The sequence below is a fragment of the Virgibacillus salarius genome, assembly GCF_039521925.1.
Taxonomy (GTDB): Bacteria; Bacillota; Bacilli; order Bacillales; family Amphibacillaceae; genus Virgibacillus; species Virgibacillus salarius.
On sequence record NZ_BAAACY010000121.1, the window covers coordinates 22,864 to 35,112 of the forward strand.

At 33.5% G+C, this 12,249-nt stretch carries 12 protein-coding genes and 4 pseudogenes; 14 read left to right on the plus strand and 2 right to left on the minus strand.

Annotation, left to right across the window (positions count from 1 at the left end; genetic code table 11):
* Positions 1-23 precede the first annotated feature (23 nt).
* A complete protein-coding gene (locus ABDZ84_RS15475; RefSeq protein ID WP_343782151.1) occupies positions 24-440 on the minus strand; it encodes a tyrosine-type recombinase/integrase in 417 nt (138 codons plus the stop codon).
* A gap of 35 nt (positions 441-475) precedes the next feature.
* Between ABDZ84_RS15475 and ABDZ84_RS15480 the strand changes: the two genes are divergently transcribed.
* Positions 476-913: an N-acetylmuramoyl-L-alanine amidase gene (locus ABDZ84_RS15480; RefSeq protein ID WP_343782153.1), complete on the plus strand. Its 438-nt coding sequence runs from the start codon at positions 476-478 to the stop codon at positions 911-913.
* Positions 914-1,860: 947 nt separating this feature from the next.
* Here ABDZ84_RS15480 and ABDZ84_RS15485 read toward each other — a convergent pair.
* Complete coding sequence (locus ABDZ84_RS15485; RefSeq protein ID WP_121605604.1) at positions 1,861-2,088, minus strand: YhjD family protein; 228 nt, start codon at positions 2,086-2,088, stop codon at positions 1,861-1,863.
* A 779-nt stretch (positions 2,089-2,867) separates the two neighbouring features.
* Here ABDZ84_RS15485 and ABDZ84_RS15490 point away from each other — a divergent pair.
* The 13 genes and pseudogenes from ABDZ84_RS15490 (at position 2,868) to ABDZ84_RS15550 (ending at position 12,155) form a co-directional block, all read left to right on the plus strand.
* Positions 2,868-3,470, plus strand: coding sequence for a sigma-70 family RNA polymerase sigma factor (locus tag ABDZ84_RS15490; RefSeq protein ID WP_121605603.1), 603 nt, complete (start codon positions 2,868-2,870; stop codon positions 3,468-3,470).
* A gap of 7 nt (positions 3,471-3,477) precedes the next feature.
* Complete coding sequence (locus ABDZ84_RS15495; RefSeq protein ID WP_121605602.1) at positions 3,478-3,711, plus strand: helix-turn-helix domain-containing protein; 234 nt, start codon at positions 3,478-3,480, stop codon at positions 3,709-3,711.
* A gap of 192 nt (positions 3,712-3,903) precedes the next feature.
* Positions 3,904-4,821: pseudogene (locus ABDZ84_RS15500) on the plus strand (peptidoglycan-binding domain-containing protein); the annotation flags it as partial.
* A gap of 153 nt (positions 4,822-4,974) precedes the next feature.
* Positions 4,975-5,367: pseudogene (locus tag ABDZ84_RS15505) on the plus strand (peptidoglycan recognition protein family protein); the annotation flags it as partial.
* Positions 5,368-6,163: 796 nt separating this feature from the next.
* Positions 6,164-6,796, plus strand: coding sequence for a hypothetical protein (locus ABDZ84_RS15510; RefSeq protein WP_343782145.1), 633 nt, complete (start codon positions 6,164-6,166; stop codon positions 6,794-6,796).
* A 535-nt stretch (positions 6,797-7,331) separates the two neighbouring features.
* Positions 7,332-7,522 (plus strand): annotated as a pseudogene (locus tag ABDZ84_RS15515) (ketoacyl-ACP synthase III); the annotation flags it as partial.
* 188 nt (positions 7,523-7,710) lie between these two features.
* Complete coding sequence (locus ABDZ84_RS15520) at positions 7,711-8,367, plus strand: Type 1 glutamine amidotransferase-like domain-containing protein (RefSeq protein WP_166529788.1); 657 nt, start codon at positions 7,711-7,713, stop codon at positions 8,365-8,367.
* A gap of 301 nt (positions 8,368-8,668) precedes the next feature.
* A pseudogene (locus tag ABDZ84_RS15525) lies at positions 8,669-8,953 on the plus strand (NUDIX hydrolase); the annotation flags it as partial.
* Positions 8,954-8,990: 37 nt separating this feature from the next.
* The gene (locus ABDZ84_RS15530) at positions 8,991-9,506 is read left to right on the plus strand and encodes a GrpB family protein (RefSeq protein ID WP_166529767.1); all 516 of its coding nucleotides are present in this window, start codon (positions 8,991-8,993) and stop codon (positions 9,504-9,506) included.
* Positions 9,507-9,671: 165 nt separating this feature from the next.
* On the plus strand, positions 9,672-10,199 hold the full coding sequence (locus ABDZ84_RS15535; RefSeq protein ID WP_343782147.1) for a GNAT family N-acetyltransferase: 528 nt from the start codon (positions 9,672-9,674) through the stop codon (positions 10,197-10,199).
* 130 nt (positions 10,200-10,329) lie between these two features.
* Positions 10,330-10,647 (plus strand): hypothetical protein, encoded by a 318-nt coding sequence (locus ABDZ84_RS15540; protein WP_166529769.1) that lies wholly within the window; start codon positions 10,330-10,332, stop codon positions 10,645-10,647.
* A 157-nt stretch (positions 10,648-10,804) separates the two neighbouring features.
* Positions 10,805-10,996, plus strand: a complete 192-nt coding sequence (locus tag ABDZ84_RS15545; protein WP_026681585.1) for a hypothetical protein — start codon at positions 10,805-10,807, stop codon at positions 10,994-10,996.
* Positions 10,997-11,387: 391 nt separating this feature from the next.
* Complete coding sequence (locus tag ABDZ84_RS15550) at positions 11,388-12,155, plus strand: GNAT family N-acetyltransferase (RefSeq protein WP_026681584.1); 768 nt, start codon at positions 11,388-11,390, stop codon at positions 12,153-12,155.
* Positions 12,156-12,249 lie beyond the last annotated feature (94 nt).

Consider the following 12,249-nt stretch of genomic DNA (forward strand, 5'->3'; position numbering starts at 1 on the left):
AAATGATAACGACCTTGATAACGTTATTCGTTTAAAAAGCTTATTGCCTCGTGCTTTTTTTCTTTATATAAATGATCATAAGTGTTTATAGTTTCTTGGACATTATCAGGGTGCATAAGTGACTTTAATACAAAAACATCTACTTTTCTATTGGCTAAAAAAGAAGCATAACTATGACGTAGATCATGTGGACTGTATTCAGGGACCGCTCCTTTAAATGCTAAATGGAATGTTTTGTAGGCGACGGGGGTCATTCCTCCAAATACTTGATAACCTTCGTTAAAACCATACATTTTCTGTTGTTGTTCCACTTTAATTTCTTCTAACATTTCTACTAGAAAATCTGCTAATGGAACGACATCTTCACTAGCTTCTGTCTTGGGAGGTCCAAAATTTTTTGTGTCATAGTCGTAAGTTTTATTAATGTTCGCTTCTTCAATTCAGAGGGTCTTTAAAATCACTTAATAAAAATGCTATCACCAAGCTTGTACAGCATCATATGGCACACACTACGTGGGATATAATGGACGTCCATAATTACCATAAAAATGGCAATGGTTGGTCTGGAATTGGGTATAACTTTAGTATTGAATTTGACGGTACAATCTATGTAGGTAGAGGATTTAACCAAGGTGCGCATTGCTTAGGTTATAATGACACTACAATTGGAATCGGCTACCAAGGATATTTTGACAAACAACAAATGACAGATGCCCAATTGAAAGCAGGAAATGCATTAAACGCATGGCTAATCGATCAGCCACCTCATGGACAAGCTAATGAAATCGTTGGACATGGTGACTTAGGTAATACAGCATGTCAGGTAAAAACTTCAGACTGTCAGAACTTAAAAAAGGAGTTTCGGGTGGAACAGTTGAAGCACCTAACCAACAAGTGGGCTCTGAAACAGTAACTAATGGATCTATTGTTGATTACCTTAGTAGTATTGACAAAAACTCTAGCTTTAGCGCAAGAAAAAAATATGCTGCAGATTATGGTATTAAAGGTTATAAAGGTATAGCTAAACAAAACACTACATTGCTTAAAAAAATGTGTAAGGGTAAACCATCTAAACCAAAAGCAAGTTATATTGGTAAACGAGTGGAGTCCAAACATAATGGACAGTTACAATTTTACAAAAAGCCTAGCTGGTTACCTTAAAAAGGTTATGGATTCCCTACTATTGTAGATAAGGTTAAGGTTGGAAAGGATATCAATACAAGGTTAAAATATTAAAGGACACATTTATTACGTAACAGCTAGCAAAAAATATGTGAGGATTGAATAGCTCGCTTCTGTAAACATATCGAATAAATAGATATATCTATAGAAAAGGAATCAGCTAATTAACTGATTCCTTTGTACGTTATAAGCGGTATATGTATTATTTAATTTAAGTTATGAATATACTCTATACTAATAATCAAAATTCACTAGGTTGTGATAATGTAAGAATTGCTAGTAACGATCCAAATGTCCAAATGATTAAAACGAATGAAATTGTTATCCAATACAAATTTACTTTTACTGATTCTTGATTTTTAATTTTTTCTATGGTTGAGAAAATATTAATACAAAATATTGTTGAGGTTATAGGTAACAATATAACTCCATAAAAAGCAACGATTTGTAAAACTATCATAGCTAACACCTATTTAATAAATTTTCTTAATTATAGCATAAACATATACGGGGCATCAAATGCCCCGTTATCAATTATAGTATTCTATTAATTGGTATCACCGTATTTATAATTATAGCCTACGTAAGTTACATCTCCTCCATAATATTTTTAGTCATTTCCCTTAGTTCATCTGGTGTATATTCAATAATTCCAGATTTGCCACGACTGAGCCACTTTTAAGAAGTCATTCCCACTCTTTTCACATCGACATGATACTGCGTGTACATCTTCTTTTTAGTCTCTATGGTTTCTTTATTTAATTGTTCTATATTCGCATCAATCATACTGATGTAGATATTTGCCATATAAAAATCCTCAACAAGTTTCTTGTCTTGTTCATAAACTTTTATGGCCACTGGTATTACAATAAAATCCTGTATTAGCTGTTTTAATTCTGTGTTCATGTGATCATTCCTTGTAATAAAAATAAATCATAAGTGCAATTAGCAACTTTAGGGTAATTATTGGGTTTCTCAGTAACTAATATTGTTCCATTAGAATAAGATTTCACGAGAACATCGATTAATTTCATGTTCATTATTTTAGTCACGCCTTGAATCCAGCCACTTGTCTCAACTTTTCCACTTCTAGACAAGATGGTTAAAGTTTTGTAATTTTCGCTGTAGCAATAGATGAATTATGTATAGTCCATTATGTAGAGTTTTACTTTAGTTTCATTGGGTAATTTTAGTTTAATAATATCTATTTCTTGTTTACATTCAGCGGTTATGTCTATCATCTTTACTCCATCCTCTTAATTAAAGAACATTCGTTCTTATTATATGCAATGATTAAGGTTTTATAACTATTTTTGTGGGTTCAGTTAAAAGGAAATCACTGTTCTTAGTTGGATGGAGCTTTATTTCATTTTTATGGTTTTGATAAAATTCATACAACTTTAAAGTATTATCAAGTGTAATGCTTCCAATATCAATCTGCCCCCTCCTAATTCTGGAAGTAGTACTTTTAGGATATATCTGTTTCTTTTCTGATCTTATAATCATTAATACCAGATTTAATCAAATTTAATGGTCTATATAATCTATTCTTGATAGGAGAGATTATAATTTTCCATTATTTTGCTTTTAATAGAACAAAAGTTCGTGTATAATACAGGAACAAGTGTTCTTGTTGAATTATCCTATACATATGTGAGTATAGGAGGGATTAGAGGGGGAAGTTTATGCAGGAATTTTCTACTAATAAACTATTTAATTTAGATGAATTTAAAGCAATTTATTCTAATTCACTACAAAATCCATTAATTCAATCATTTTTAGATAATAATGATCACCTTTCTATTTTAAATCAATATATTAGTAATCCTACACAAGAGAACAAAGATTCATTAGATAGAGCCTTTCAAGAATTTTATACGAAAGTTAAAATGATAAATTATTTTTCTAAAACATTGTATTGGGAAGCTATCAACTTTGATAAGAAAATCAGATCTTCTAAATCTCGATTTATGCCTATCTTGGATGGGACAACCAGTGAAGACAACATCATTCCTAAACACCGATCAAATGAAAAGAACGTTGAGGAACAAGTTATAGAATCTTATGACTTACCACTAGTTGAAAGAATTGAAAATCCATCATTAAGAAAAGGAATCGAGAAATTAACCAATCGACAAAAAGAAGTCTTGCAACATATATACGGCTACAAAAATAGTACAAATGAAACTGCCTCCGAATTGAAAATTACTCAACAGGGTGTATCAAAAATTCATAAATCTGCAATTGCTCGTTTAAGAAAAGAGATGTTTAAAGAAAAGGGGAAATAGAAGATATATGACAGATTGGAAAAAATTGATTGAACGTTCACAACATGGGGATTTAAAAAGTATGATTGCTCTTATAGATAGATTCAAACCTAAAATTAGGAATTTACTAAAACAAACTTCTTATCAGGAAAGGGAAAATTTAGAACAAGAACTACTAATTATTTCAATTAATGTTATAAATTCATTTAATACAAAAAAAGTTCCTGGATTTTGGGAGTTTTTAAATAATGTAGATAATTAATATAAAATTTTTAATGGCATAGGTTGTATTTTTAAAATTTATTTCCCTTTATAGAGTATACAAAGTCAACAACTTTGAAGGGTGCAAAATTGTTGACTTTCACCCTAAAAACAATTGGATTGAAAGGATGGAGAGAATAATTATGAGTATTCCTAGTGGAACAGTTTAAGACCTGGAGATTCAGGAGAATATGTACGTTTGTTGCAGGAAGCATTAGTAGATAATAACTTCTACCCAGATATTAATGCTTCGAACAATGGAGTAGATGGTATTTATGGACCAAACACAGAAGATGCGGTACGAAGGTATCAAGTTATGAATGGTTTATCAGTTGATGGGATTGCTGGTGCACAGACGCTACATTCACTCGGTCTATTAGATGGTAGTTCAGGTGGAGGGGTTGAAATTACATTACGTCCTGGTCATTCAGGAGCCGATGTTAGACGTCTGCAACAAGCTTTGGTAGACAATAATTTCTACCCTAATATAGAAGCATCTAATAATGGGGTAGATGGAGTTTACGGACCAAACACAGAAGATGCGGTACGTAGGTACCAGATCATGAATGGTTTAACAGTAGATGGAATAGCAGGTCTGCAAACACTAGCTTCTCTTGGACTGAGTGGTGGAGGTTCAGGCGGTTCTGGTTCTATTACAATCCGTGTAGGAGATAGAGGGGAAAATGTACGACTATTACAACAAGCATTAGTTGACAACAATTTCTATCCAGATATTAATGCAGCTAACTATGGTGTTGATGGAATTTATGGACCAGATACAGAGAATGCAGTACGTAGATTCCAAATTATGAAAGGATTATCGGTAGACGGAATAGCAGGTCCTCAAACATTAGGTGCTCTGGGAATCAGTGGAGGAGGGTCTGCAAGCTCAGGTAATTCTGGTTCTTATAGAGGGACCTTACGTCCAGGAGACTCGGGAGATGCAGTAAGACTATTACAGCAAGCATTAGTTGATAATAACTTTTATCCAGATATCAATGCTCCTGACAATGGAGTAGATGGAATTTACGGTCCTAAAACAAAAGATGCGGTACGCAGATACCAGATTATGAACGGGTTAGCAGTAGACGGAATAGCAGGCCCGCAAACACTAGCTTCTTTAGGGCTAAATGGTGGAAGTTCAGGAAACGGTGGCTCAGGAGAAGGTGGAGGAGAAATAGACTTTTCAGGTGGTCACTTTAAAGACATCACTATTTCACAGTTGTTTATTCCAAAGTGGAATTATAACCGCCCTGGTTATGGGATGAGCCCTAGGTATATTACTGTTCATGAAACAGCGAATACAGCTCCAGGTGCTACAGCTTTTATGCATGCGAATTATGTTCGAAATCCTAGCACTCTAACATCGTGGCATTTTACTGTTGATGATAGTGGAGTTATTTATCAACATCTCCCAACAAACGAAACGGGTTTTCATGCTGGTGATGGGGCTGGCGATGGTAATCGAAACAGTATTGGTATAGAGCTATGTGTAAATAGTTCGGGGAATTTTAATCAGACTAGGAAGAATGCAGCTGCATTAATTAGATCTCTTATGAATGAATTTGTTATCCCTATAGAAAATGTGGTTCCACATAATCATTGGAGTGGGAAAAACTGTCCAAAAAATCTTTTATATCAATTTGGACGGTTTCAAGATCAAATTATGGATTCCACCCCTCCTGACATCAAATCTTTTGAAGTGACTTCACCATTTGCCAATGTTAGTGAATGGTATTCATCAAGTGATAAAGAAAAAGGAACTACAATCAGTTTTGATACTGCATATGATGTTAAGATGGGCCCTCTTAGTGGACAATTAACAGGAGCTATTATTTTTGGTAACCCTGATAAAGTAAATTGGAAATTAGATTCCAGTAAAGTAGTAAAGGGAGAGTTTTTACAGGATAATTTTAATCAGGCAATAAATGCACTATTTCAATCTAGTTTGTTACCTTTCTTTAGCAGTGTCGCTGAAGCTAGGTCAGAACTTAGTAAAATATTATCTGAGAATATAAATAATAATGTAGAAACACGTATATCTGGGCCAGATTTTCAATTCGATATAGGAAAGTTGTTCTTTGTAGATGTAACGTGGCTCCGAATGGAAGTACTACGTAAGAGTAGCACTAATGTATATGTGAATGAAAAAATAGAGTTAAAGGATATTGATTGGGATGACTATAGAGAAAAACTCCAACCGGGTTTAATTTTTGTTTTAATTTTAATTGCAGCAATACTGCTAAGAAATGGTTGGGCAATACAAAGAGTTATAGCATATCTTCGAAATCCTGCTACTATACCTGCATAATATATTTTGTGAAGAAAAAACCTATGATTAAATTACTTAATCATAGGTTTTTTAATAATAATTGCGGGAGATGATTTTGAAAGAACTCTGAGTTTATGATAAATTTGGAACTATTAATAAGTTAAGTAGAGAGGAGCAAAACATGAAATTTGTACATGTTTTATTATTATTTTTAATTTTAATTGCTATTAGCGGGTGTAATATTAATGGAGAAAATTCAAACCAATCCAAGCAAGAGAATGATCCCGTTCTTATAGAGGATCATCAATTTGGTCTAGGTACTGAAGGTGAGGGTGAATTTTATAAGTATAAAAGTTTAAATGATATTGGTACATATGAAACAGGCCCAGTTGTTGTCAATCTAGAGAAGGTAGAGGTAGTACGGGGGAGCTTTAACCAAGATTACTCTGAGGTATATAATGTTGAAGCCGACGAAACACTTGAAATGATAAATTTCCATATTAAATTCGAATTAAATAAAGAAATAGACGATTTCACGTTTAATCAGGAGCATCTCCACGTACTAACAGATAATAGTGAAAAGATTGAAAAGCCAAATGAACTGTTGAGTAGTGTCGTTCACGCATCTATTCTTAAGAGTCCTAAAGATAATAGCGAAAGATACTTGCGACAATTTTCGTTTCGATTGAAAGAATCTACTGCGGAAGAAATTGAAAAAGCAACGTTGATAATAGATCCACCTGTAGACAGTAGTGGTGAACCTTTAGGAGAAGCGATAGAGGTAGAAGTTGATTTTTCTAAAGATAATGATTAATACATACTGAAATTTAACTAATATTAGTAAATTATGATTTAAGATAAGAAGCCTTCAATAATGAGGCTTTCTTACTTATGCATGTTTTAATAATCTTATTTTTTTCTATACAAGAATAAATTTTATAACTCGGATTATTTATTCTTTTATGCTCTTGCCTCATCCAAGCAGCTATTCAAATCAAGACACAGATAACTCAGATACTAAGAAAGACAAAGGTCTTAGTGGTTTAATTGATGAAGCCCTAAATAGTAAAAGAAGGGTTTTAACGTCCTTCTTTTACTATCTTTGTATTGCGTGTTTAAGTGATAACTAAAATGATAATGATTTTATTAAAAAATACATTTCACATAAATTCATATAATGCAAAAACGTTGTTGTTTAGGCAAATGTATCATTTTGAATCATCATTTTCTCTATATGATAATAGAAATGGAAGGTTCTATCGGTTAATAATTGGGAACCTTTGTCACATCGATGTTTATGGCAAGGGTTTTTATAATGGATTTTATGTTTGTGCCCAATTTTTGCTCTGATAGTTTTAAACGCTGCTTGTACAGGATTTACTTATGGATTGCATGTAGCCAATGGATTAATCACTTTGAATTTACAAAAAATTCTTAACGTTGGAGTAGAAGCTGTATCTAAAGTTACTGATTATAAGATCGATCTACCTGTATTTTATTTGGTGCTGGTGTAGGAGCAGTACTTGTAGAGTTTGAAAAAAAAACAAGTTTTTGTCCTAGTATTTGGCTTCAGACGGTGAATTGGGCAACAACTATATTGTTCAAACTGCAGTTGTGGAACAACAAACACTATGCCTGAATCGGGCCAGATTCTTGAAGAAGAAAAGGGGCATTAAACTTAGAAAGTAGAAATCTTATTTATATTTTGCTACGGGGGTACTTATGAAAATGAAAACTCACTATTATTTAGGTTGGTTTAACGATTTTTTTCCAAAGAACTTGAGTAGGGCTTTACAAGAGGATATAGTAGATAGAAAATCGCTTGTAATGATTAGCTCAAATCCATTTTTATATGAAGATGATGGTGCTACTGAACGATCGTGGCTTGATCAGGCTGACATTATATTTGATGAATATTATTTAATTAATTATCGCGTACAAAAGGAAGAGGCCCAAGTATTAATTCAAAATGCATCAACCATTTTCTTGTTGGGTGGAAACACCCTTAATCAAAATGACTTTTTGATGGAATATGAAATGTCGGATTTGATTAAAAAGAGTAAAGCCGTTGTGATGGGAGCAAGTGCTGGTGCAATCAACATGTCCGCAAAATGGTTATGCTCAAAAAGCCTTGGATATAAAGTTGAAATAAGCTCTGTTTACGACGGGATCGGCCTTGACGACTTTTCCGTCCTGTCACATTTTGATCTTGAAAATAACATTGCGCTGGTTCAAAGTGAACTGTCTCCCTTATCGGAACAAATGAATATTTATGCGTCGAACAAAGACTGCGCTGTCCGTATAAAGGGAGACAAAATCGACATTTTAGGCAATGTGTATTTAATTTCCCAGTCAAAGATTCAGAAATTGGATGAGACGCTTTAGTTGTAATAAATGACTTTGATATACATAGATGTACAGAACGGTATTCTGCAAAAGGGCGCAGTTGTAGAATAAGGGCTGCGCTTCAATAGGGCCATTTAATTGAAGATCAAGGAGTGAATGAGTTGCCTAAAGATATTGTTATCCGAACAGCAAAAGCTGAAGATGCTTCAAGAGTTTTACAAATACAAAAAGAGGTTGTACTAGAATGAACTTTCTTAACAACTGCTTCAGATGAATTTAATAAGACAGTAGAGCAGCAAAGGGATTGGATAGAAAATGTTTTGCATAATGATAAAGAAACTATGTATTTCTTGCTAATTTACCAGATGAAGTTCATATTCATACTCCCTTAAACACTGACGAGGGTATATTAGAATGGAAGTCAATTAATTGGATATTAGATTATGATAATAGGGGTGTAATGAGCAACTTAAAAAGATATCTACCAAGAGTATTGGAAGATGAGAACAATTTAGAGCATCCATTTACTTATGATAATCATACTATAATCGATTACTCAACTATTATACTTAATGAAGATGATACTAATAAACTATGTGGTGAAACGGGCCATTATGTGGAGTAAGGATAAATTACAAAATGCTTTACGAGGGGAGATACAATTGAAAGTTAGGTTATCGGAGTATGATGAAAATTGGAGTAAAATGTTTGAAGATGAGGCTCAATTTTTGGGCGAAGTGTTGGGTGATGAAATAATCAGGTTTGAACATTTTGGGAGTACTTCCGTCTTAGGGATGAATGCAAAGCCTGTTATTGATATGATGTGTCTAGTTAAAGACATTGAAAAAATTGATATGTTCAATGACCAAATGCGCTTACTTGGATATGACGTTGCTGGAGAATGGGGCATACAAGGTAGACGATTATTTCGCAAAGGGGGAGAGAAGAGAACCCATCATATCCATGTTTACCAGTTTGATAATCCCCAAATTAAACGGCATTTAGTTTTTCGGGATTATTTAAGAACCCATCCCAAAGAAGTTGAGCAATACAGATGTTTGAAAGAAGAATTGGCTCAACGATATGACGATACAGCTTACTACAGCAAAGCTAAAAAACTTTTCATAAAAGAAATGGAACAAAGGGCATTGAAGTGGTTTGAAGAACAGGGAAAGTAGCAACTGTTCCAGAAAAGGGTGCTTTTCCGGAATAAGAGTCAGTGGTCATTTTCATTAAAGGGCCATTTTCTGGAATATGGGGATTGTGGAATTTATAGCACTTTGAAATAATTGTTATTAAAGGGAAATCTCCAAATTAAGAAACTAAAAAAAGGGTGAGATTATATGTTTCCTACATTAGAGACAGATAGACTAGTATTACGAGAATTAACAAATGAAGATGCAGAAGGTATTTTTGCTTGTTTTTCTAACGACGATCTAACACGTTTTTACGGACAGGAAACATTGAAAAGTATTGAAGAGGCAGAAAAATTCGTAGACTTCTTCTCAAAAAACTATAGTGAAAAAAGAGGCATACGATGGGGTATTGAGCGAAAAGGAACCAACGGCATAATTGGAACAATTGGCTTCAATGCTTGGTCTCCAAAACATAAACGAGCTGAAATTGGTTACGAAATTCACCCAGAACAGTGGACAAAAGGATACATTTCAGAAGCTGTATCTAAAGTTCTTTCATATGGTTTTGATCTTATGGGTTTAAACCGTATAGGTGCTGTTGTATTTATTGAAAATGATGCATCGAATAAATTATTAGAAAAAGTAGGTTTTCAAAAAGAGGGAGTTTTAAGAGACTATATGTACCAAGGTGGAAAAGCATATGATACATATGTTTATTCCCTTCTTAGGAAGTAATCTTCCGGAATCGGGTGCTTTAATGGAAGTAAGAAGCGCCTTGATTTCATTATCGGGCCATTTAATTGAATAATTTATTGTTAATTAGGCTTTGAGAAGGTGAATCGAAAAAAATGAGGTGGGATGAAATATGTTCGATGCTGGTTGGCTTAACATCGGCAGTTTGATACTTGGATTAGTAGCTTGGATAATTCCTATTGTTAGTCTTTTGGGAAATAAAAACCAAAATAATAAGAAATGGGTCACCCTTTCTATCATCAGTTTCAGCGCTTGTGCAATCGCTATATGTTTACAAATTTTTTTCAATCTTCATTTGGTGAAAATTGAAGATTGGGCTGCCTTGATGGATACAATAGGCGCTGTGGCCTTTCTTTCAGCAGTACTTGTTGTTGTCACCATTTTACTAAATGTATTTACGTTGATTTTATATCGAGATAAAGCTGCATAGTAAGACAATCGGGCGCTTTTCGGAATAAGGGTCAGCGCTCATTTTCATTATCGGACCAGTTTGTTGGAGAAGTGATTTTCATTTCCCAATTAAAAATCATAAGGAAATATAAACGGAGGAAATAGCATGATTGTAGTTAAAAGAGGATTGCCAGAGCATGTTGAAGGAATTTCTAAAGTTTTCCGAAGGTTGGCTGGACACATATGAGGGTATTAGAAGTCCAGAAAATATAAGAAGGAATAAGGAGACATTTTATAATTATGACCGTATACTTCATGAGTTAGATGAAGTGGACGGTTGGGACGGCTATTTTGTAGCACTTGACCTTGACAATAGTGAGATCAATTAAGGTAAAAGGAAATGGGAACTGGAGAATCAATGGCGAGAAGTAGAATTCTATACTAAGGAAGAAGATCATTTCTTTATTTATATAGAAAATAAGAATATGGTGCATCACTTAAAATCAGGTAGTAAAACTGATGAAGTGGAAGATTTCTTAAAGGTTATAGGTTTAAATGAAAAAGTGTAGGTTTAAGTATCGGTTTACAGTTTCCTGCAATCGGGCTATATCCTGAATAAGCACTTAATTAATCGGGCCAGATTACTGAGAAAAGAAAATGAATCGCTTCCATGTTTTCTGAAAATTATGGGAGGATATAAATACTGTGAACACAGTTTATTTAGAATTTAATTGACCTTAAAAAATAGCGCGCTACAAATATATTGAAAGGTGCAAAAACATGATTAAAAATCAACAATTTGTAATCAACAATTTTGAAGAAAAATTAAAAGTATTTACGCATGCAGTTAGTGGGGAACTTACAAGTGAAGAAGATTTCGTCATAGCGAATACAAAAGTCCCCACTGATACATTCAATGTATTATTACCAAAATCTCCAACTATCAAAAATGCAGTTAAGATTAGATATGGAATCGATAATTTTTCTTTTAAAGGATATCCCTTTAGTACTTGGATTGATGCTCAATTTTTAAACGATGAATGGAAAGAACTTATGCAAGAATATGACCTTAAAGAAACAGAACGTAATGTAATGATGAAACTTGAAAATACGCTTAATGTTAGTCAAAGTAATTCCCATCAGCTTATAATTACCCCTGTGAAAAGTAATGAAGAACTTATGAAATATAAAGAGGTTTTTATGAGCCTATTTGGAGGTTCACCAGAAAAAGATGCATTAGAAAGTTATTTTAATAGGTTTTCACAAGAAAAATTAGGTGTAGAAGTTCAAATGTTTATTGGATGCATAGGTGAACTGACTGTAACTACTGGTTTATTAATAGAAAGCAAAGATAGTTACGGTATTTATGATGTGATGACAAAAGAAGCATTTAGAGGTAAAGGTTTTGGCAGCGAAATGTTTCAATTTCTTTTAAATCAAACAAAGGATAAACAAAAACCAGTTGTATTACAGGCTTCAGATGATGGGAAAAGTATCTATAAGCGATTTGGATTTATAGATGTCGGAGAAATGGTAGTATTTGAATAAGGGGTTTTCTTATTAAGTTAAAGGGGGGCTGGGACATAACTAGCCCTTATGAAGTTAAAAAAGATTCCAGTTATCAAAAAATGATAGCTGGAAT